21 protein-coding genes and 1 riboswitch are annotated in these 20,452 nt (G+C 36.0%); of the genes, 10 read left to right on the top strand and 11 right to left on the bottom strand.

The genetic code is table 11. The features are described 5' to 3' along the window. Positions 1 to 318: 318 nt before the first annotated feature. Complete coding sequence (locus BR44_RS06550) at positions 319 to 2,838, bottom strand: vitamin B12-dependent ribonucleotide reductase (protein WP_156954999.1); 2,520 nt, start codon at positions 2,836 to 2,838, stop codon at positions 319 to 321. A gap of 328 nt (positions 2,839 to 3,166) precedes the next feature. Continuing rightward, the gene (locus BR44_RS06545; protein ID WP_034551386.1) at positions 3,167 to 4,606 is read right to left on the bottom strand and encodes a SulP family inorganic anion transporter; all 1,440 of its coding nucleotides are present in this window, start codon (positions 4,604 to 4,606) and stop codon (positions 3,167 to 3,169) included. A gap of 431 nt (positions 4,607 to 5,037) precedes the next feature. On the opposite strand from BR44_RS06545, the gene BR44_RS06540 reads away from it, so the two are divergent. The 3 genes from BR44_RS06540 (at position 5,038) to BR44_RS06530 (ending at position 7,124) form a co-directional block, all read left to right on the top strand. Further along, the gene (locus BR44_RS06540) at positions 5,038 to 5,928 is read left to right on the top strand and encodes an ABC transporter ATP-binding protein (RefSeq protein WP_034551385.1); all 891 of its coding nucleotides are present in this window, start codon (positions 5,038 to 5,040) and stop codon (positions 5,926 to 5,928) included. Next, positions 5,921 to 6,724, top strand: coding sequence for an ABC transporter permease subunit (locus BR44_RS06535; protein ID WP_034551384.1), 804 nt, complete (start codon positions 5,921 to 5,923; stop codon positions 6,722 to 6,724). The genes BR44_RS06540 and BR44_RS06535 overlap by 8 nt, the downstream gene beginning before the upstream one ends. Positions 6,725 to 6,863: 139 nt before the next feature. Beyond that, positions 6,864 to 7,124, top strand: coding sequence for a hypothetical protein (locus BR44_RS06530; RefSeq protein WP_034551382.1), 261 nt, complete (start codon positions 6,864 to 6,866; stop codon positions 7,122 to 7,124). 846 nt (positions 7,125 to 7,970) lie between these two features. Here BR44_RS06530 and BR44_RS06525 read toward each other — a convergent pair. From BR44_RS06525 to BR44_RS11130, 4 genes are all read right to left on the bottom strand, one after another. Further along, entirely contained in the window at positions 7,971 to 8,732 is a 762-nt protein-coding gene (locus BR44_RS06525; protein ID WP_051912585.1) for a hypothetical protein, read from the bottom strand. Continuing rightward, complete coding sequence (locus BR44_RS06520) at positions 8,729 to 9,649, bottom strand: ABC transporter ATP-binding protein (RefSeq protein ID WP_034551380.1); 921 nt, start codon at positions 9,647 to 9,649, stop codon at positions 8,729 to 8,731. The genes BR44_RS06525 and BR44_RS06520 overlap by 4 nt, the downstream gene beginning before the upstream one ends. Further along, positions 9,646 to 9,783, bottom strand: coding sequence for a PLD nuclease N-terminal domain-containing protein (locus BR44_RS06515; protein WP_245592993.1), 138 nt, complete (start codon positions 9,781 to 9,783; stop codon positions 9,646 to 9,648). Before BR44_RS06515 ends, BR44_RS06520 begins: the two co-directional genes overlap by 4 nt. Before the next feature lie 77 nt (positions 9,784 to 9,860). Continuing rightward, the gene (locus BR44_RS11130) at positions 9,861 to 10,970 is read right to left on the bottom strand and encodes a helix-turn-helix domain-containing protein (RefSeq protein ID WP_051912584.1); all 1,110 of its coding nucleotides are present in this window, start codon (positions 10,968 to 10,970) and stop codon (positions 9,861 to 9,863) included. Positions 10,971 to 11,178: 208 nt separating this feature from the next. On the opposite strand from BR44_RS11130, the gene BR44_RS06505 reads away from it, so the two are divergent. Next, positions 11,179 to 11,775 carry a ribonuclease H1 domain-containing protein gene (locus BR44_RS06505; protein ID WP_034551378.1) on the top strand — a complete coding sequence of 199 codons (597 nt, stop codon included), beginning with the start codon at positions 11,179 to 11,181 and terminating at the stop codon, positions 11,773 to 11,775. A 168-nt stretch (positions 11,776 to 11,943) separates the two neighbouring features. Here the strand turns inward: BR44_RS06505 and BR44_RS11505 are convergent, their stop codons facing one another. Further along, a complete protein-coding gene (locus BR44_RS11505) occupies positions 11,944 to 12,108 on the bottom strand; it encodes a hypothetical protein (RefSeq protein WP_156954910.1) in 165 nt (54 codons plus the stop codon). Between the two features lie 346 nt (positions 12,109 to 12,454). Next, positions 12,455 to 12,557: riboswitch (THF riboswitch) on the top strand. Between the two features lie 40 nt (positions 12,558 to 12,597). Here BR44_RS11505 and BR44_RS06500 point away from each other — a divergent pair. Both BR44_RS06500 and BR44_RS06495 read left to right on the top strand, forming a co-directional pair. Then, positions 12,598 to 13,116 (top strand): folate family ECF transporter S component, encoded by a 519-nt coding sequence (locus BR44_RS06500; RefSeq protein ID WP_034551375.1) that lies wholly within the window; start codon positions 12,598 to 12,600, stop codon positions 13,114 to 13,116. A gap of 160 nt (positions 13,117 to 13,276) precedes the next feature. Next, positions 13,277 to 13,789 (top strand): NUDIX hydrolase, encoded by a 513-nt coding sequence (locus BR44_RS06495; protein WP_084676107.1) that lies wholly within the window; start codon positions 13,277 to 13,279, stop codon positions 13,787 to 13,789. 31 nt (positions 13,790 to 13,820) lie between these two features. Here the strand turns inward: BR44_RS06495 and BR44_RS06490 are convergent, their stop codons facing one another. Further along, complete coding sequence (locus BR44_RS06490; protein WP_034551372.1) at positions 13,821 to 14,261, bottom strand: organic hydroperoxide resistance protein; 441 nt, start codon at positions 14,259 to 14,261, stop codon at positions 13,821 to 13,823. A gap of 168 nt (positions 14,262 to 14,429) precedes the next feature. Between BR44_RS06490 and BR44_RS06485 the strand changes: the two genes are divergently transcribed. Further along, entirely contained in the window at positions 14,430 to 14,615 is a 186-nt protein-coding gene (locus tag BR44_RS06485; RefSeq protein ID WP_034551370.1) for a 2-hydroxymuconate tautomerase, read from the top strand. Positions 14,616 to 14,662: 47 nt separating this feature from the next. Here the strand turns inward: BR44_RS06485 and yidA are convergent, their stop codons facing one another. Genes yidA through BR44_RS06470 form a run of 3 tightly spaced genes read right to left on the bottom strand, consistent with a single transcriptional unit; the run spans position 14,663 to position 17,739 of the window. Then, a complete protein-coding gene (gene yidA / locus BR44_RS06480) occupies positions 14,663 to 15,478 on the bottom strand; it encodes a sugar-phosphatase (RefSeq protein ID WP_034551367.1) in 816 nt (271 codons plus the stop codon). A gap of 6 nt (positions 15,479 to 15,484) precedes the next feature. After that, complete coding sequence (locus tag BR44_RS06475; protein WP_034551365.1) at positions 15,485 to 16,870, bottom strand: HD domain-containing protein; 1,386 nt, start codon at positions 16,868 to 16,870, stop codon at positions 15,485 to 15,487. Then, positions 16,867 to 17,739, bottom strand: coding sequence for a lipoate--protein ligase family protein (locus tag BR44_RS06470; RefSeq protein ID WP_034551363.1), 873 nt, complete (start codon positions 17,737 to 17,739; stop codon positions 16,867 to 16,869). The genes BR44_RS06475 and BR44_RS06470 overlap by 4 nt, the downstream gene beginning before the upstream one ends. Before the next feature lie 210 nt (positions 17,740 to 17,949). Here BR44_RS06470 and BR44_RS06465 point away from each other — a divergent pair, with 210 nt between their 5' ends. From BR44_RS06465 to BR44_RS06455, 3 genes are all read left to right on the top strand, one after another. Beyond that, on the top strand, positions 17,950 to 18,936 hold the full coding sequence (locus tag BR44_RS06465) for a thiamine pyrophosphate-dependent dehydrogenase E1 component subunit alpha (protein ID WP_034553051.1): 987 nt from the start codon (positions 17,950 to 17,952) through the stop codon (positions 18,934 to 18,936). A gap of 11 nt (positions 18,937 to 18,947) precedes the next feature. Beyond that, positions 18,948 to 19,928, top strand: coding sequence for an alpha-ketoacid dehydrogenase subunit beta (locus BR44_RS06460; RefSeq protein WP_034551361.1), 981 nt, complete (start codon positions 18,948 to 18,950; stop codon positions 19,926 to 19,928). A 66-nt stretch (positions 19,929 to 19,994) separates the two neighbouring features. After that, positions 19,995 to 20,426, top strand: a complete 432-nt coding sequence (locus BR44_RS06455; RefSeq protein ID WP_034553048.1) for a YwiB family protein — start codon at positions 19,995 to 19,997, stop codon at positions 20,424 to 20,426. The last annotated feature ends 26 nt before the right edge of the window (positions 20,427 to 20,452 follow it).

Raw genomic sequence — 20,452 nt, 5'->3', positions numbered from 1 at the left:
TTTCTGTAGAAGACATTAACTTAATTTAGCATTTCTACGATGTCTAGATAGTTCTCCTGAATCTTTTTGAAATCAGTAACCGTATCATTTAAAATACTTTTTTATCTTCTCTGACAAGTTCTTTATAGTGTTCGAGAGCATTTCGAGTTTTAACAGCACTTGAAATAGCAAAAGCTCTACTTTTTGAAACGTTGTAGGTAAATCAGGAGCCTGAATCAAGAAGTCACTAACTAACACTTTGGAATCATTAGCCACGTTATAAAAATTTTCTGTAGAAAATTTTTATTTTCAATAGAGGCTATTTTTTTACTATTCTATTTATAAGCCGCATTTTAATTGAGCATTACAGTTGGTGCAAGTATTACAGCCACCTAAACTTTCAATAATTCCTTGCCGACAGATAGGACAAGTGTTGCCTACTTCATTACCAATAGTGGTTTCTGATATGCTTGAGGTAGAGTGAACAGTATTTTCAGAGTAATCTGTATCAATATCCCGATTATTTTCTTCGGCATGTAGTGTCAATACTTGGGAATCACGACTACCATCAACATAAACAGTTCCTCCTTTAGCCCCGTTTTTGTATAAACGCTCATAGATACTTTGGACTTGTTCTACGCCATAACCACGAGGGGCATTAACTGTTTTAGAAATCGAACTGTCTACCCATCTTTGAATGATGCATTGAACATCAACATGCGCCTCAGGTTCTAAATCCATAGAGGATATGAATTGGCTAGGTAGATGATTTTCATCTGCTTCAGGGTGGTGCTTTAAATAATCTTGAACGATATCTGCTTTTACTTCAATAAATTTTCCTAACCGTCCGCTTCTAAAATAACTAAAAGAGAAGTAAGGCTCTAGACCGGTTGATACTCCAACCATCGTACCAGTTGACCCTGTTGGAGCAACTGTAAGCAAATGAGAGTTACGGATACCATAGGTTAAAATAGCTTGACGAATAGATTCGGGCATTTTTTTCATATAACCGGTATTAATGAAGTTTTCACGTAATTGAGCGGTTTCTTCATTTGTTTTACCAATCAAGAAGGGAAAACTTCCTTTCTCTTTGGCTAATTCAATGGACATTTCGTAAGCTGTAACAGCAATAGTTTCGAATAGTTGATTAACTAACTTATTTCCAGCAGTAGAACCGTATTCTTTGCCAGCGTAAATGAGTAAATCAGCTAATCCCATAATGCCAAGACCAACACGACGTTCGCCTAACGCTTGCTTTTCGTTCTCTTCTAAAAAATAAGGAGTAGCATCAATGACATTGTCTTGCATTCGTACACCAGTTTTAATAGTTTGTTTTAATTTATTAAAGTTGATTGCACCGCTATCTTTATTTACCATTTCAGCTAAATTAATGGCAGCTAAATTACAAACAGAATAGGGAGCCAATGGCTGTTCTCCGCATGGATTCGTTGCGACTACTTTTTGGCCATAAGCTTTTGCATTTGTCATTTCGTTAGCATTATCGATAAAGAAGATACCAGGTTCAGCAGAATAAGTTGCACAAATGTTAATCAGCTTCCAAAGTTCTCGTGCTTTGATTGTTCGATAAGTCCTAACAGCATGACCGCTAGCTTCCCACTCACGAACATCCCCAACCTCTGTCCAATGAGTATCATAATTTGCCATTTCTGTTTGATTATAAGATTCAACAGCAGGAAAGCGCAAGGCATAATCTTCATCATTATCGACCGCTTGCATGAAGTCATCTGTTAAGCAAATAGAAATATTGGCACCTGATAAAAAGTCGGGATCATGAACACCATAAGTTCCGCCAGTTTTGATTTTATTTTCAATTTCTTGTAAGGAAGCTGCATCAAAACCACCGGTACCAGGGATGTTTTTATAATTCAAGATATTTTGGTACATTGCAGATTCACGTTCAGTGAAAGGCGTAAATTTTAGTTTTTCAGAAGCCATTTTCTTGATTTGAGCATCTGTTGTATGTTCAATTAAATAACGAAGTATCCGTGGGTTTTGCATTTTAGAAATAATAAACTCAATGATATCGGGATGCCAATCGGTCAACATAATCATTTGAGCACCACGGCGGCTGCCACCTTGTTCAACTAGATGAGTCAGTTGAGCAATATCATTTAACCAAGAAACCGAACCTGAAGATTTGCCATTTACACCTCGAACCAATGTATTACGAGGGCGTAATGTAGAACCATTTGTGCCAACTCCGCCTCCGCGACTCATGATTTCCATAATTTTTTTGCGGTGATCCGAAATGCCACCACGTGAATCAGGAATAAAAGGCATAACATAACAATTAAAATAGGTTACCTCGGTATCCGAACCGGCACCATATAAAACTCGACCGGCAGGAATAAAATTTAAATTCATTAATTCATTATAAAAAAGTTGGTAAGAACTTTCTTTTTGCTTTTCTCCGGGTTCAACTGCTGATAAACCTGTTGCATTTCGTTTTGCGATTTGTTCGTAATAAATTTCTAATGGTTTTTCAATAGAGTCTAAATCGCGAGTGACTATGCCTGAATTTTGTTCAATAGCCCCACGGTATTCTTCTTCTATTGTAATTTGAGCCGTATGATTTTCATAATCAATTTCTTTTATGAATCCTGTTCCGCGAGTCGGGTAACTAGGATCATTTTTGACAGTTAAAACAACTAAGTCTCCTACAGAAAGAGTGTCTTTGGAACTATCTTTAAAAGAATAGCGATCTAACATAACAAGACGTGAGACTCCTGTATAAGTTAAAGTCATCTGCTCTGTAATTGGGTGAACTTGAGGGAAAAGGTGGATATCCTCATTTAATCGTTTTGTATTTACTTTTTCATCTTTAGAAACATTGGTCATCATTTTAATCACTCCTAGATTATTTCTGGTTAAAAACACTATATATTGCTTTTCATATGTGATTATACACTACATATAGTGTATAATCACTGTTGATGTTTCTTTTTTTTTATGATTTATTTGAAAACTGTTGAGAAAACAGATGGTTTAAGGGATTTAAGGAACAAAAAAAGATTGAAAATTATTTCTCTATTATCAATGAGATGAGTAGTTAAATTCATGAGGAAAAAAGGCCAGAAGTTATGAGCTGATAATCCAAATTGGTTTTAGAAATCTAATTTTTGATTATCGTTACAGTATTCTGTCCTTTTATAATTAGCTTTTATAATTATTTAGTGGGGTGAGATGATATTTTTTTCAAGAGTTCGTCACTTTGTTTGTTAGCATTGGTAAGTGTTACACTAGTTCCGGTTACTTTATGTTTACTGATTAATTTATCAATTGCTTCAACGGCTGTGGAATCCCATAAGGTCATTGCACTAACATCAATAATTAACTCTCCTTCATGATTAAAATCATTCATGAAAAAATCTGTAAATTTTTCAGCTGATGCAAAGTAAAGATGACCGTGAGCTTTGTAATGATAGTCGTCGTTATCCGTACCTTTTTCTATACTGATATGTGTCATTTTAAATGCAGCAAAAATAGCACTGATTAAAGTTCCTGCGACTACTCCATACGCTAGATTGTGTGTAACCAATACAATAGCGATAGTTATAATCATGACAAAACTCTCATTTTTAGGCATGATAGTTAATCGTTTAACGGATCTCCAATCAACAGTTTCGTAAGCTACAACGACCATCACAGCCGCCAAGGCAATAATCGGGATTTGGATGACTATTTTATTGAATAAGACGACAGACATCAACATAAAGAAACCAGATAAGAAAGTTGCTAAACGACCGATTCCACCATAACTAGTGTTAATAATAGTTTGACCGATCATTCCACAACCAGCAATTCCGCCAAAAAATCCCGAAGCTAGATTCCCTAAACCCTGACTTAAGGATTCGCGATTCTTATCACTTGGTGTTTTTGTTAACTCATCGACTAATTGAGCAGTTAATAAAGATTCAACTAATCCAACAATAGCAACTGAAAGAGAAGTTGGGAAAATAATTATTAGCGTTTCTAAGTTCATGGGGACTTTTGGAATTCCAAAACGAGGTAATTCGCTAGAGATTTTTCCTAGGTCACCCAACAGTTGAACATCTAAGTTTAAACTTAATACTAGTGTCGTAATGACTACGATTGAAATAATAGGTGCGGGAATCCTTTTTGTCAATTTGGGTGCTAGAAAAATAATAGCAACTCCAATAACCCCCAATAGGATTAAAACTGTCGATCCTTTAAAATGGTCTAATTGAGATAGAAACATCATAATACCTAAACCATTTACAAATCCAAGCATAACAGGTTTTGGGATATACCGCATCAAAATACCTACTTTAAATAGGCCTAAAACTACTTGTATAAGTCCAGCTAAAATTGTTGCAGCGAAAAGATAGTTAACCCCGTGTTCTGCAACCAAATTTGCGAGTACTAAAGCAACGGAACCAGCAGCTGCAGAAATCAACCCTGTTCTTCCTCCGAAGAACGCAGCAATAGCTGTAATAAAAAAGGTTGCATAGACACCAACAATTGGCTCTACACCTGCAACTAACATAAAGCCAATAACTTCAGGGAATAAAGCTAAACAGACAACAACTCCAGCTAAAATATCACCTCTGATATTACCAAACCAGTCATTTTTATAATTTTGCATAAATACCTTCCTTCTTTTAAAAAGCATATCATTATTAGTATTAGAGTTCATTTACAAAGAATCATGGTACCATAAGGAAGACTAAAGATAAATACAAAAAAATGCATCCTTTGTTATAGAAGAAAAAATAGAATATAAATTTAATTTGAATTATGATAGTATGATTGAATAAGAAATGTTCGCCAGTCAAAGAGGATAAAATAGCGATTATAAATGATTCCGATTTATTCGAAAAGTATATAGATTGATTTACATAAAACACGCACAGTTGTGTTCGCTAGTGAAAAAATAAAAAGTACGTTTTATAAAAGAGGGTTAACCATTTTATACAAACAAGAGAATCAATTATTCATAATATGAATTACCAGCGTTTTAACAGAGTTAATGGAATCACAAAATGTATTCTTATAGATAAGGGGCAAGTAAATGTTATGAATATTATTGAAGTAAACCAACTGACAGTTGATTATGGAAGTAATCGTGGAGTATTTGATTTAACTTTTGATTTGAAAAAGGGAGAAGTTTTAGGTTTCTTAGGACCAAATGGTGCTGGTAAAACAACGGCTATTCGACAACTGATGGGATTTTCTACGCCAGATAAAGGCTCTTGTAAAATACTGGGAAAAGATCCTAAGACAGAGGCGATGAGTATTCAAAAGCATATTGGGTATTTACCAGGAGAACCTGTATTTATGAATAATATGAATGGACTAGAATTCATCCGATTTATTAGCGAAATGAAAGGGTTAAAAAACATTAATCGAGCAAAAGAATTATGCTCTTATTTTGAGTTAAATCCTGATATGAAAATAAAAAAGATGTCTAAAGGAATGAAACAAAAAATTGGACTAATCTGTGCGTTTATGCAAGAAAGTGATATCTTGATTCTTGATGAGCCTACCAGTGGACTAGACCCACTTATGCAGAATAAGTTTATTAAACTTATCCAAGAAGAAAAAAAGAAGGGAACGACTATTTTAATGTCATCCCATCTTTTTGAAGAAATTGAACGAACGTGTGATCGAGTAGTTATTATAAAAAATGGTAAATTGATGGCAACACAAGACGTACAAATATTAAAAGAAAGTCAAAATAAAACCTTTATTTTAACATTTTTTAACCACGAAACGTTGAAAGCTTTTATAGCAGAATCACCTCAAGCAAAAGTTTTGAATCAAACACAAGTAAAAGTAATGGTTCAAGGAGATGTTAATCCATTGATTAGGTTATTAGCCCAATATACTATTGCAAATATGGAAATGATACATCAAACTTTAGAGAATTCTTTTATGCACTTCTATGGGGAGGATCAGCATGATTAGTTGGCCGTTATTTAAAAAAGAAATGAAATCTATAGGGGTACTTCTATTGTTATTTACACTTATCTTGACTATGTATGAAACGATTATTATTTCCATGTTTGATCCTGAACTAGGGAATATTATGGCTGATTTTGAAAAAGCCATGCCAGGAATAATGCAAGCATTTGGTATGGTTGGTGCAGCAGAAGCTAGTTTAACAGCTTATTTATCTTCCTATTTATTTGGCTTCATATTAATTGTTTTTCCGCTTATATTCTCAATTATTTTATCAAATAAATTAGTTGTTAAATATGTAGATGATGGTTCTATGGCCTATCTATTAGCCACGCCCACATCAAGAGGTAAAATAATACGAACTCAAACGACAGTAGCTATTGGTAGTTTGATTTTGTTATTAATAGCCTCCACGACTATTGGATTAATCTATTCAGAACTGACATTTCCTGGAGAATTAGACATCTCATCCTACTTATATTTAAACATTGGATTATTGGGGTTGCATTTATTTATCAATGGGTTTGGTTTTTTAATCTCTTGCCTATGTAACGAAGCACGTACCGCCTATTCTTGGAGTATTGGTGTTCCCGTTCTGGCATTTTTAATCCAAATGTTGGCTAATCAAGGCGAACAGTACAATTTCTTAAAGTATTTCACATTCTTAACTTTATTCTCTCCAGAAAATATCCTCATGGGGAAAGAAAGCAGCCTTTGGTTAACAATTCTTCTTTTCATCCTAGCTTTTGTGATGTATGGAATAGGACAAATAGCTTTTTCAAGGAGAAATCTTCCGTTATAATAAGGGAAAGGTTTTTTAGTATTTATTTGTCTGATTAAAGAAGATATTAGTTTACTTACGAAAGACTATACGGTTACAATAGTTTATGTAGATTCAAGAAACGAAATTAAGAACATAAATTTGCAATAGGAGGAGTAACGTGGAGAAAACTAAAGTTGAAATTGAAGTGAAAACAGAGTTGGAAGATTTTATTGAAGCCTATGGAGATAGCTTGGATATATTGAATGAAATAATTGAAATGCAAAAAAATATTATGCAATTTAAAAAAAGTATGCATACGCAGGAACATTTAAATTATATGAGTGCAGTTGATAAAATGGGCGAGATAAATAAAGTAGTTGAAGAAAAATTAGAAAAACTAGTTAAGGTCAATACAAGCATTAAAATGTTAGCAAAATAGTTTTCAGATAGGACAGTATTAAAAATAATTTTTAACAATTAATTAATTTATCCATCTCAAGTTAATATGTTAGATAAGATGGTTTATTTTATTTTTTAGACTTAAGTGCAAAGCTTGTACTCTCTATTACAGGTGTCTTCAGTTAAAAACAGAAAAAATGAAAAATTAAAAGAAGGAAAACAAATGATTAATTTGCAGAGATTTCAACCAGTTGTATATCTAATGCAACAAAAGATCTGACAATATAAATTCTTCCATACGTTCTTTAAAAGAAGAATATAAAATAGTAGGACGAGCTTGCACCTTAAAATACCTGTAGGAGATAACTTGGTCGCGCTAAAAGCGATTCAAGAAGCTAAGCCTGGCGATGTTTTAGTTATTGATGTAAAGGATGACTGATAAAGAAGAAGACGATAAAAAGGAAGAACGAATAACCGGTAATGCAAAAGAATCAAAAAGCCTTTCTTGAAAAAATGCTGAAAGGATTTGGTTCTTAATCACTCCCGAAAAGAAGCTGCAAAATGAAACGAGTACTGTTAGTATATATGGTGAAATGTTAGGATTAAAGTATGTTGAAAAATCACCTCTGACTGTCTGATGGTTTTTTAATGAATAAGGAAAGTAACGTGATGACACTTCAACTTCCTGACACTTAAAAAAGAGAGTCTAAGACAATTGTCTCAGACTCCGAATAAAATTCTCTAAAACATGCTCCAAAAGGCAAATGATTTCTACTCCAAAAAGTTTTAGTCATTGACAGGTCTGTGTTTATAGATGCAACTTGTAAATCTTTTCAAAGCTAAACGACTTTTGATACACTCTTTTCGATATAAAAGGAAAATTTGTTTAAAGTTCTTTCTTTTTATAGAATAAAGGGGTTCCAATCAGGAAAAGTATGCTGCTGACTACAAGAACGATTGCGCTTTGTTTCCACTCAGTATTAATTCCGCCTGCTTGGTATGTTTCTGTGAAACTTGTAACTACCTGAAGTGGACTCCATTCGGCCAGTTTGACAAATAATTCTAAAAAGAATAAAATCGCCATTGCTCCTCCTGTCCATGCGAGCGCGCCAAAGGTGGAGTCAAATAATACAGCACCGAGAAAGAGGAAGGCAAGTAACCATAACCCAAAGAGATAAACTCCAGCTAGTCCCCATAATAAACCCGCTGTTTCCCAGGTATCTGCAAAATAATAGTACGTATAGCCCGCAGTAATCGCTGCGCCAATGAGATAGCTCACTGTCCAAACGGCACTTGCCATAATATATTTGGAAAAGAAGACGACCGGACGCTTCAAACCTTTAGTTACAAGTAATACGAGTGGCCCTTTTTCCTTCACAAACGTATTACTCCACGCAATGACTAAGAAAACGTAACCTATTTGCGTAATGTTTTGGTGGAATTGTACCCAAGAATCTAATGCGGCCGGTTCAGGCAAAACCAATTCAATATTTGCTGGTAAAAATTCGGCAATTAAATCGGGCATAAATACCGCTGATACTGGGCTCAAAATACCTAAAAAAGTAAACAAAGCCAGAAATAGAAATCCTTTGTATGAACGCATCAACTCCAAGCTTTCTTTTTTCAAAAATGCACCAAAAGCAATCATTTGGTCACCTCTAAAAAAACATCTTCTAAAGTGGCTTTTCGCCATTCAATTTTTTCTGGAATCCACTGATGTTGCGGGAATAAAGTTAACCATTGTGACATTACGGTTTCTCCTCTAAGTGTTTCTACTGAAACCAATCGTTCTGATATTTTAATCTCTTCTTCATCTTCTAATTGAATAAGTGTGTCTTTAAAAGCCACTGCTTCCTCTTTAGAATGAAAAGTAACGCTAACAGTTGATTGCTCTTGGCTTTTTGTCAACTCAGCTAAGCTGCCCGTACGGGCAATTTTTCCTTCATGCAAAATAGCTACTTCGTCCGCAATCGCTTCTACATCTGCCAAAATGTGAGTCGAAAATACAACGGTGGTATTCTTACTGACTTTTTTTAAAATGGCTAGCACATCTTTTCGTCCCAGTGGATCTAATGCAGAAGTGGGTTCATCACAAATAAGCAAAAGCGGATCATGAATAAGTGCTTGAGCAATGCCTAAGCGTTGTTTCATTCCTCTTGAGTAGCCACCAATTTTTTTTTTTGCGTCTTCAAGTCCTACTAATTTTAGCAATTCTGAAGTTTTAGCTTGCCGTTCTTTTTTTGTCATGTTCGTTATTTCACCACAAAGATGTAGGTATTCATTCGCAGTTAAATAGTTATAATACTCAGGGACATCAGGTAAAAAGCCTACTAATCCTGAAGGAAGCTCTTTTCCATATTCAATCAGCCGATTATCTATGTGGACTTTTCCTGACGTATGGTTCGTCAACCCTAATATACATTTAATGGTTGTTGTTTTACCGGATCCATTTTTTCCCAAAAATCCGTAAATGGTATTTGGTTTAACAGTAAAACTAACGTCTTCTAAGACAGTTTGATTGCCGTACATTTTTTTGAGATGGGATACTTCCAATGCAGGGGTCATTCTTCACTCCTCCCGAAGAGGAAATAAGCGATTGGTCCAATGGTGTTGATTAACACAATAATGAGGATCCACATTATTTTGGATCCGCGTTTCACGTTCGGATGATTGAGTAGATGAAGGAGTGCAGTAATCATCAATACGATTTGAATGAGAACCAAAGGGATAAGCAACGGTAAATTTTCTTGAATAATAGTCATATCTGGCATACTAATTAATCCTTTCTATTGTTTAATGTATGGAGCAATTTTTGCATCTGCTTGTTTTGTATAAACGGTTGAAACGCTGGATATTTCGTGATACTTTCTTCGAATGATTTGCGCACTAAACTGGCCTCGCGAGGTGTTTGTTGTCCGAGAATTAGTGATTCTTCTAACCATTCATCTACTTGATCAAAGAAATCATTCCCAGTGAGTTTTACAGGATTCGGGTAGTTTATTGCCACTTCTACATAGCGATTGAGCGCAGTATACATGGCAGTTGAATTGGATTGTGCTGCATAATAAGCAGCTGCGGTATGGTAAATCCCTGCCACACTACTTGTCGCAACAGTATCCATTTGAAACAAGTGTATTAAGACATCAGCTTTTTGATAGGTCTGCTTAAAACGCTCAGGAGAAGAGTGCAGTTGCTGCATCGCCATCAACAATTGTGATAATAATGTTATTACCGACTGGAATGCAAATACTTGAGTGAGTTTTCCGGCACGCTCCAATTCCCCTTTCCTCATTAATGCTTGGATATATATCAAATCTGCACCTGCATACGGAACTAGCGTTTCTTCCAATAAACCCAGCGTTTCGTCTGGCTGGTTAAGTGCCATGTAGATAATGGCTTGCAGGGTGTTTGCTTGTTTCAGATGACTCAATTGTATGGCTTCATCTTGAACACGTTGCGTAAGCTGCAGGCATTCTTGAAGAATCCACTCTCTTTCTTTCTCGCTAGCTAAATCTGCATGGTTCAGCAACAGTTGAATCAATGCAAGTAAATAGGAAACATCTGCATAATATTCTTTTGCTTCAGCTTGCACATCCAAGAAAACCACCTGAAATTCCTCTTGGACAAAACGATGAGCAAATTGTTGGTAGCGTTCACGAACTCCTTGTGTCGTAAGATGCGGAGAATAGCCGAGTAACTCATCGATACTTAAATTGTAATACGTCGCTAGTTTAGGTAAAAGTGTTATATCGGGTAAACTGTTCCCTTTTTCCCACTTGGAAACGGATGCTTTGGATACGCCCATAAACTTGGCCACTTCTGCTTGTGTCACTTTCTTTTCTTTGCGTTTTTTGACTAATTGTCTGTGCATATTTATTCCATTCATATCGTTCACCTCCCTTTAAGTGTACTTCCTTGACTTCAAAAAAACAACTGATTTATAGTTGACTTCAGTTAATAAAATCAACTGATGGGTGACTTTATGTTTAGGGGAATTTAAACGGTCTTTCTAATTTCTGCGTTGACATTCTTTTCATTCTTGCTTAAAGTTAATAAATAAGAAAATTTTGAACGTATTGAAAAGGAGTAAAGGAATGTCAAGTAAATATTATGCAATCAAAAAAGGCCGCAAACCGGGAGTTTACCGGACTTGGGCTGAAGCACAAACACATATTAAAGGGTTTAGCGGTGCTCAATTCAAATCGTTTCTGACTGAAAAAGAAGCGAAAGATTTTATCAATCCACCTACGTTAAAAGTAGTGGATTGGACAGCTACTGATAGCATTGAAGCTTATGTAGATGGATCATTCGCTCGCAAAAAAAAGCAATACAGCTATGGTGTGGTGATGTTAAAAGAGGGCAAGGTTTTAGATACGTTTTACCGTGCCGGTAGTGATGAACGTTATGTGGAGAGTTTTCAAATTGCTGGCGAAGTTATTGGCGCGTTAGAAGCTATTCGGTGGGCTAAAGCACGCCACTATAAGTCAATCTTGATTCATTACGATTACTTGGGAATTGAACAATGGGCAACAGGCATGTGGAAAGCCAATAAACTCGTTTCGAAAGATTATATTCAAGAGTTTAACGTCTTGGCAAAAGATATTACAATCAGATTCAAAAAAGAAAAAGCACATACAGGCATTGAGTTCAATGAATTAGCGGATCAACTTGCAAAAAGAGCGTTACAATGATGAGCTATAACGGCACGAAAATGTAATGAACTCAAAAATGATAAAAGCTGCCTCGGGAAATGAAGGATAGTTAAAACTATCTAATGGGAGTATTTTTTGTCTAAGCTCTTTTGTCTTTAAACAGATTAAATGTTGTTTAGTTACTACTACAGATCTGCTAGTAGGTCTTTATAATAAGTTAATTGTCCGAACTAACGTACTTTTACTAGCTCCGCGATACCCAAAAAGTCTAAAAAATGGTTCTTTATTTATGGTTAGAGAAACATCATTTACTGCATAGATAACTTGTTCTTTCGTTTCGGATAGGATGCTTACTTGTTCTAATGAGATCATTTTATATCCTCCTTTAATTGATGGTAGCAAGATAACAGCTGTGCCTACTAGATACTTAGAAAAAAAGTGCTTCAGTACCTATATCAAACCAAGACCATTCTCAGCTAGGCTTCCTTAATCTATTTTAGCGTTTTGTGAGGTTCTCTAAAAAAGTGATGCCTTAACGCACTTTTCTTAGTGGTAACTCGGTTCTAAATAAACACAGATTAAATGAGTGATTCAACATTTATGTTATAAAACGATGATAAAAAGATGTGGATGACAAACGGTTATTTTATTGGCGGCTAAATGGAAATCGTGCTATAATCATGGGTGGCAACAAGGTGAATAACTTGTTAGTCAAATAATCAGAGTAGGAAATGAAGCGTTAAGTGCTGTTGGGATGGGATGTTGCCCTCAGACGAAGAATTGCTTAGGCAATTTGCGGTTTTGTTTCTGCATTCGCTGCATAGTTATTATGTGTGGAGCTCTTAAAGGGAGATCTTCAAAATGGAAAAGAATAAGTTTGATGCAAGAAGCATTTCAATCATAGGATTATTAATGGGATTAGATATTGTATTGACAAGGTTTATAGTTATTGAAACACCGATTGTCCGTATTGGTTTTGGCTTTTTACCAGTAGCCATTATTGCCATGCTTTATGGACCTTGGATTGCAGGGACAACTGCTGCGATTACAGATTTTATGGGGATTATGTTATTCCCAAAAGCAGCCCTATATTTTCCGGGATTTACTTTATCTGCTTTTTTGGGTGGGGTTATCTATGGGATCATTCTGTATAAAAAGCCTAAGAATCTTAAACGGGTTATTTTTGCGATTTTATTGGTTACTTTGTTTATTAATTTAGGGTTAAACACGTTATGGCTAACAATTATACTAGATAAAGCCATTTACGCTATTTTCCCAGTACGTGTAGTCCAGAACCTAGTGTTAGCACCTATTAATTGTATCTTGCTATATGGAGTACTTCAAAATAAAGCACTGCGTAAGGCAACACGAATTGAATGAAGTCTAAGCGCAACAGCAAAAATTGAACAAGAGGAATAAAGGAGGCTAGTTCTAGCCTCCTTTATTCCTGTATAAAATAGGATTGACTCTTTTCGTGTAAACGGTTAAAATAATGAGAATAAGATGAGACTAGCAGAGTTGAAAAATTGGGGGAATGGATATGATTGCACATACTTTTGGTAAAAGGCTGAAAACAGAACACTATCATATACGAATCGGAGTATATGGTATCTTATTAAACCGTATAACGGATAAAATAATTGTTGTTTCACCACCAAATGGATCATATTTATTACCGGGAGGAGAAAAAGAAAAGCAAGAAACAGATGAAGAGACCCTTAAAAGAGAATCTGTAGAGGAGTTAGGCTTTCAGATAGAAGTAGGCAAGTATGTAGGAGCTGGCGAAGATTACTTTTATTCTACTCATCGCGAAAAATATTACCATAACCCTGCTTACTTTTATGTTATTGATTCTTGGGAAAAGATCAGCGAACCTTTGGAAGACTTTAACGGCATAGAATGGATGACACTACCAGAAGCGTTAAAGAAATTAAAGCGAGGCAGTCATCGTTGGGCGATTGAACAGTTTATAAAAGATAAAAAAGAAAAGAATGACCTGCTAGAACTAAGAAATGAAGAGGAAAAGTGTAAAGAAAAAGAGAGTCGGATTTAAAATCCTTCTCTCTTTTATCAGTTAGTTCTTCTTATATTTCTTCTTTGTATTCTACGGCTGTTACTGTAACAGCTATGTTGCCTTTAGTTGCTTTTGAGTAAGGGCAAAATGCATGAGCTTTATCAGCCAATTCTTTAGTTTCAGCTAATTCTTTTCCTTCAATAGCTACTTCTATAGTAGCAGCTAGTTTGGAACCGTTATCGGTAGGGTCAGAAATTAACTCGATTGTTGCAGTAACCTGACTTTTCTCACTACTATTTTCTTTTTTCATAAAGTGCTCTAGTGCTGAATTAAAACACGCACTGTAACCAAGCGCGAAAAGTTGTTCAGGGTTACTTCCTTGTCCTGGGCCTCCCATTTTCTTGGGTGTAGATACGCGAACCGAGAAGGATTTATCTGGTAAATGACTTTCGCCATTTCGTCCGCCGGTATTAATAGCAGTAGTTTGGTACAAAACTTTTGATTCTGACATGTAACAAAACTCCTTTCTAGTATCTTTCGTACAATTTTAGTATACAAAAGAAATGTATGGAATTCTAATGAAACGCTTGGCTAAAAAATAAGAGATTGATTTTAAGCCAATAACCCATTACTATAAGAGCAGTTATAAGTAAAAACTTAAAAGAAAGAAGGAATAGTTATGCCAATTGTCCATATTGAATTAGTTGCAGGACGCACATTAGAACAAAAGATTAACTTAGTCAAAGAGGTAACAGAAGCTGTTGTGAAAAATACAGGGGCTCCAAGTGAAAGAGTACACGTTATTCTTAATGAAATGCAACCAGAAAATTATGCACTAAATGGCGAATTGCTCAGCCAAAAATAAATACAGAAATCCGCTTCGGGTGTCACTACACTCCAAAGCGGATTTTTTTATTGATTAAAAACTAATTTTTCAATAACTGTTGCAACACCATCCAACTCATTTGTATCAGTGATATAATCGCTGATAGCTTTAATTCCTTCAACGGCATTACCCATAGCAACTCCAACTCCAGCAAAGACTAACATGTCTCGATCATTTTCGTTATCTCCAATAGCCAAGATGTTCTCTTTAGGGATAGATAAAATATCAGATAAATCTTTTAAAGCTTGCCCTTTACTAGCAGCTTTATTTAGTACTTCTAAATAAAAAGCCTCACTTTTTAATACTGTGTATTTTTCATAAAAAGAGGAAGGGAATTGTGCAATTCCAGCATCTAACACATCAGGCTCATCAATCATCATCATTTTACTGATAACCAAATTAGGATTCATCTCTTCAACGCTTCGGTATTTAATGGGCATATTGACCAAAGAAGATTCTCGGACTGTATAAGGACTGATATCTTTATTAGAGGTGTAAATAGCTTTTTCATCTAATGTTTGACAATGAACACCAATTTTTTGGCTCATGGCTTCTACTTCTAAAAAATCATCAAAACTCATTGTATGATGGGCAATAGCATTACCGTCATAAGTTTCTTGGACAAGTGCGCCGTTGTAAGTAATTGCGTAATCCCCTACTTCCTCCAAATTTAATTCTTTTAGAAAGCTCATTACGCCTGGTAAAGGTCGGCCAGTACAAATAACGACTTTGATTCCTTTTTCTTTAGCTTTAGCTAAAGTATCTTTTACCTTTGAGCTGATTTTTTTTTCATTTGTTAATAGTGTGCCATCTAAATCAATAGCGATTAGTTCAATAGTCATCTTGTATTATTCCTCCAATATTTTTGTGGGTTGAATGATTGCATCGTTTTTGATGTAACGTTTGAATTCTTGGTAAATAGGCTCAAATAAAGTGATTTCTTTAAAGGTTTTAGGTTTTAAAAATTCTTTTGGAAAATAGAACCGTTCGTCACCGCGCATTTTCCCTGCTAAAGAAGACACGATTTCACTAGCTTTTGAAAGTTCGATAAAAGAGCCATCTGGATACATAAGCTCAATCTGCGTTCGGTTAGTGAGTTGGTTAGGACGATAAAAATCATAAGGAAGATCATAACTATTGTTGATAGCTGTATAGTACTCTGTGTCGTAACCAGCTTCTCGAATAAGAGCGGTCAATTTTTCTAGAATAGGTTGATCTTGTTTATCTATGAAATGCACTGATTTAAATGGCTTACGGTCAAGGAAACGTGTAGCTAGATCACTCAATATGGGATCTTTTTCATCTCTCCATAGTGTGAAATAAGTACCTAGAACGCCATCATCCAACTTTAAATAATCTTCCAAGGTAGAGGTTTGATTAAAAAAAGGAATTAATAAATCTGTTTGGCAATGTTCAGGCATTTCTGGATTTTGATACAATTCCTTAGCGCGTTTTAATAAGTGATCAAGAATAACTTCCATGCTTCGAGAAACGGGATGGAAATAAATTTGCATATACATCTGATAACGGCTGACAATATAGTCTTCTACTGCATGCATACCCGACATTTGGAAAGCAATTCCCTGACTATAAGGGCGGATAACACGTAAAATTCTAGTTAAATCAAACGTCCCGTAATTGACACCGGTAAAATAGGCATCTCGTAACAAATAATCCATTCGATCTGCATCAATTTGACTAGAGATCAATTGGACGACTTGTGGGTTAGGATACGTTTTTTGGATAACGCTTGCTACTTTAGCAGGAAAGTCACTGGCTACCGCTTTTAATAATTGATTGATTTCGGTCTCAGGAGACAGGATTATCTCAACGGTGATAGCTTCGTGATCGGTTTTAAAAATACGTTCAAAAGTATGAGAATACGGTCCGTGTCCGATATCATGTAGCAAGGCAGCACACAAGACAACCAGACGCTCTGAATCATCCCAACCGCCATCCCCAGGAGTTTTTTCAGGATAGTTACGAGCAAACTTGTCGCAAATTCTCCGAGCAATTTCATAAACACCTAGCGAGTGTGTAAAGCGAGAATGTTCAGCTCCATGGAAAGTGAAGGAAGATGTTCCTAGTTGTTTGATCCGACGTAGACGTTGGAACTCGCGTGTATCAATTAAATCTAAAATAAGCTGATGTTGGATATGGATGTAGTCATGAACAGGATCGCGGAAAACTTGTTCAATAGGCAATATTTTTTCAGCATTGTAATTAAGGGTCATGTTAACAACTCCTTTTGAGCATATTCTTTTAGCATCTGTAAGTTACGGTTAATCATTTTCTGTTTGTTGTCTTCATAAAGACGCAAAACTTCTGGTGTGTATTCACCAGGTTCAATTGTACAGTGACGATTACGCAATGTTTGAATGATTTTTTCTTTTACATCTTGAACAGTTAAGTGAACTCCAAGCAATTCTTCTAACGTACCCATCACATCAGGATTTATTTTTGGAAAGTGCCATTTTACCTGCTCTTCTTGTAACCCAGCTGTATAAAAATCTTGTAACATCCGAGCACGCTGCTTTTGATCTCCAGTCACGCTTAGATAGATCATAATCGCTACGCCATTTTTTAACCGTCGTTGAGCTATCCCTGCTATTTTTTTACCATTGATACTCAAATCAAAGTCTCCTGGACAATAAGAATCTGAGATTTCATAAGCTTCAATTGTCTTTTCGTGTTCTTTAAACGTGTCATTAATCAAGCGAAACATAAAGTCGTAGCCCTCATTAATCGTGATACGATTCGTTAGTTCTTCTGGGAAAATGAGTGAAAAATTTAGCACACCAGTATCACTTGCAACAGCTAACCCACCCGAATTACGGACGATGTACGGCTTTTTTTGTGCTTTAAGAACAGCTAATCCGTCTGCAAGATGAGGCAACTTGGTATCCATCATACCCAGAATAACGATATCACTCGTACTCCAAAAATGAATAGCTGCTTGTTTTTGTTGCTTTCCGATAATGGTTGTTAAACTATCTGATAAGGCAAAATGAGAAATCGTTTGATTTTTAAAAGGCATTGTAGCCGCATCATAAATAGCATAAGCTTGGTTCGTTAAAAAGTCTTTTTTTTGCAATGCAGTCATTCTATTACTTCCTTTATTAAGATTCTTATTGGTTCATGCTGTTAGTATAACAAAATTTAATAGAGACTCCTATAGAAGTAAGGCAAGTGAGGGTAAAACAAATAAATCTGATTAGAAACTATCTGGATGGATTGACCCAATTGCATCAAAAAGGCTATACTAAGACACACTAAGAACGCTAAATATAAAGAGGGAAAAGTGGTGAACGTAATGGAATCATGCTTACCTAATCAAGCGGGTTTAACAATGAATGATTTTGAAGAAATGTATCGACTGATGTGGCAAATTCGCTTTTTTGATGAACAGGTAGAAGAATTATTCGCAGCAGGGAAAATACATGGCACAACTCATCTGTCTATTGGGCAGGAAGCAACAGCGGTTGGAAGTGGTTATTTATTGCAAGCAACGGATTTTATGACGACAACCCATAGAGGACATGCAAATACGATTGCTAAAGGTGCAGATATGTCTGCAATGATGGCAGAGCTATTTGGGAAAAAAGGCGGTACAAATCACGGAAAAGGCGGTAGTATGCACATTGCTGATAGCGACACGGGAAATCTAGGATCGAATGGGATTGTTGGTGGGGGTTACCCAATTGCAGTTGGTGCTGCATTAACTGCTCAAATGAAAAAAAAATCTGCAGTTGTGATGTGCTATGCAGGTGACGGCTCTACTAACGAGGGGAGTTTTCATGAGTCTTTAAACTTAGCTTCTATTTGGAGCTTGCCGGTTATTTTCTTTATTGAAAATAACCAATACGGTATGAGCAGTCCTATCAAACAAATGGTCAATATCCCTTTTTTGTCAAAGCGAGCAGAAAGTTATGGTTTTGAAGGGAAAACAATTGACGGCAATAATTGGTTGGAAGTCGTTAACGCGACGTCTGCAGCGATTGAAAAAGCACAGAACGGAGGAGGTCCAACATTAATTGAAGCGTTAACGTATCGTTCTAAAGGTCATTCGAAATCAGATAAGCGAGAGTACCGTTCTAAAGAAGAAGAGAAACAATGGCAATTAAGAGATCCTATCTTATTAGCAGAAAAACAATTGTTAGCAACAAAGTTAGTTTCAAAAAAAGAGTTAAATCTATGGAAAGAAGAAAGTAGAAAAAAAGTTCAATTGGCTACTCTGCTTGCTGAAAAAATGGAAGATGCGACGTTAGCCGACTTGGAAACCAATGTCTATGCTGAATAAGGAGGATATAAATGCGAGAAATAACATATTTAGCAGCAATTAACGAAGCATTAGACGAAGCGTTGGCAAAAGATGAGCGGATATTTCTGATGGGCGAAGACATTGCGTTTTATGGTGGAGGCTTTGGCGCTACTAAAGGACTGATCCAAAAATACGGAGCCGAACGGATTCGGAACACACCTATTTCAGAAAGTGCATTGGCGGGAGCAGCGGTTGGATCAGCTATGACAGGCATGCGGCCAATTATTGAGATTCAATTTTCCGATTTTATCACGATTGCTTTAGATCAGCTAGTAAACCAAGCAGCAAAGATTCATTATATGTATGGGGGAAAAGTTTCTGTACCATTAGTCATGCGAACAGCAGCTGGATCGGGAACCGGGCACGCGGCTCAACATTCTCAAAGTTTGGAAAATTGGACAGCTCACATTCCTGGATTGAAAGTTGTCCAACCTTCAACTGCCTATGATGCTAAAGGATTGTTGCATGCTGCGATTGAAGACAATAATCCTATTATGTTTTATGAACACAAATTATGTTATCAAACAACTAGTGAGGTTCCTAAAGGAAAATATATTATTCCTTTAGGAGTGGCAGATATAAAATGTGAAGGTCAACATATCACGGTGGTTGCAACAGGAATCATGGTTCATAAAAGCTTAGCTGTTGCCAAGCAATTAGCATCAGAAGGAATCTTCTTAGAAGTTATAGATCCTCGCACATTGGTCCCTTTAGACACAGAAACCATTTTGAAGTCTGTCCAAAAGACCGGAAGACTTCTAATCGTTCATGAGGCTGTAAAACGAAGTGGGTTCGGTGGTGAGATAGCCAGTATTGTAGTTGAAAGTAGTGCTTTTTATGCGTTAAAAAAACCTATCAAACGACTGGGAGGGAAATCGATACCTATTCCCTATCAAAAAAATCTGGAACATGCTGCGATTCCTCAAGAAGAGGATATTTTGAAAGCAGCGTATGAATTGATGGATAAATAAAAGGACATTAAATTAACGAATGGGAAGAAAATCAATATATGAATAGAAGGGTTGATTCTAGTGACAATGGATTTAAGTAAAGGTATGCCAGCTAAAGTAGAAATAAAAACGACTGTCTCACAAGGGGGATCTACTGAAAGTTTTGTATTTAATGAAATGGGGAAAGTTGTTTACATGAACGGATCGTATTACATCCGTTACCAAGAAACATATGATGAGATAGAAATTCCGGTTACATTTAAATTGGATGCAACAGGTGCTGTCACGCTTATCCGTAGAGGAGAAACAACTACTCGGATGAGATTTGAACAAGGGGAACGTTACAAAACAAGCTATCAAACTCCACAAGGGGTCATCACGATGGAAACAGTAACGCATGAATTACAGATTAGTTATAGAGAACAACCTTTTTCAGGTGAATTACAACTAGAATACGATTTATACCTTGGACAAGAAAAACTTGGAGAACACAAATTACAATTGCTTTTTACTGTCTAAATATAGTAGTATAAAGAATAGACTGT

The organism is Carnobacterium funditum DSM 5970 (genome assembly GCF_000744185.1).
In the GTDB taxonomy this organism is placed as follows: Bacteria; Bacillota; Bacilli; order Lactobacillales; family Carnobacteriaceae; genus Carnobacterium_A; species Carnobacterium_A funditum.
The sequence above is the reverse complement of the archived record's forward strand: the minus strand, read 5'-3'. Positions and strand labels throughout refer to the sequence as shown.

Excerpts from the sequence above, each read along its gene's own strand:
- BR44_RS11130 (WP_051912584.1), bottom strand. The coding sequence starts at position 10,970 with ATGAATGGAATAAATATGCACAGACAATTAGTCAAAAAACGCAAAGAA.
- yidA (WP_034551367.1), bottom strand. The coding sequence starts at position 15,478 with ATGACTATTGAACTAATCGCTATTGATTTAGATGGCACACTATTAACA.
- BR44_RS06520 (WP_034551380.1), bottom strand. The coding sequence starts at position 9,649 with ATGACCCCTGCATTGGAAGTATCCCATCTCAAAAAAATGTACGGCAAT.
- BR44_RS06485 (WP_034551370.1), top strand. The coding sequence starts at position 14,430 with ATGCCAATTGTCCATATTGAATTAGTTGCAGGACGCACATTAGAACAA.
- BR44_RS06525 (WP_051912585.1), bottom strand. The coding sequence starts at position 8,732 with ATGATTGCTTTTGGTGCATTTTTGAAAAAAGAAAGCTTGGAGTTGATG.
- BR44_RS06505 (WP_034551378.1), top strand. The coding sequence starts at position 11,179 with ATGTCAAGTAAATATTATGCAATCAAAAAAGGCCGCAAACCGGGAGTT.
- BR44_RS06465 (WP_034553051.1), top strand. The coding sequence starts at position 17,950 with ATGGAATCATGCTTACCTAATCAAGCGGGTTTAACAATGAATGATTTT.
- BR44_RS06475 (WP_034551365.1), bottom strand. The coding sequence starts at position 16,870 with ATGACCCTTAATTACAATGCTGAAAAAATATTGCCTATTGAACAAGTT.
- BR44_RS06500 (WP_034551375.1), top strand. The coding sequence starts at position 12,598 with ATGGAAAAGAATAAGTTTGATGCAAGAAGCATTTCAATCATAGGATTA.
- BR44_RS06540 (WP_034551385.1), top strand. The coding sequence starts at position 5,038 with ATGAATATTATTGAAGTAAACCAACTGACAGTTGATTATGGAAGTAAT.
- BR44_RS11505 (WP_156954910.1), bottom strand. The coding sequence starts at position 12,108 with ATGATCTCATTAGAACAAGTAAGCATCCTATCCGAAACGAAAGAACAA.
- BR44_RS06535 (WP_034551384.1), top strand. The coding sequence starts at position 5,921 with ATGATTAGTTGGCCGTTATTTAAAAAAGAAATGAAATCTATAGGGGTA.
- BR44_RS06515 (WP_245592993.1), bottom strand. The coding sequence starts at position 9,783 with ATGATTACTGCACTCCTTCATCTACTCAATCATCCGAACGTGAAACGC.
- BR44_RS06470 (WP_034551363.1), bottom strand. The coding sequence starts at position 17,739 with ATGACTGCATTGCAAAAAAAAGACTTTTTAACGAACCAAGCTTATGCT.
- BR44_RS06545 (WP_034551386.1), bottom strand. The coding sequence starts at position 4,606 with ATGCAAAATTATAAAAATGACTGGTTTGGTAATATCAGAGGTGATATT.
- BR44_RS06455 (WP_034553048.1), top strand. The coding sequence starts at position 19,995 with ATGGATTTAAGTAAAGGTATGCCAGCTAAAGTAGAAATAAAAACGACT.
- BR44_RS06495 (WP_084676107.1), top strand. The coding sequence starts at position 13,277 with ATGATTGCACATACTTTTGGTAAAAGGCTGAAAACAGAACACTATCAT.
- BR44_RS06550 (WP_156954999.1), bottom strand. The coding sequence starts at position 2,838 with ATGACCAATGTTTCTAAAGATGAAAAAGTAAATACAAAACGATTAAAT.
- BR44_RS06460 (WP_034551361.1), top strand. The coding sequence starts at position 18,948 with ATGCGAGAAATAACATATTTAGCAGCAATTAACGAAGCATTAGACGAA.
- BR44_RS06490 (WP_034551372.1), bottom strand. The coding sequence starts at position 14,261 with ATGTCAGAATCAAAAGTTTTGTACCAAACTACTGCTATTAATACCGGC.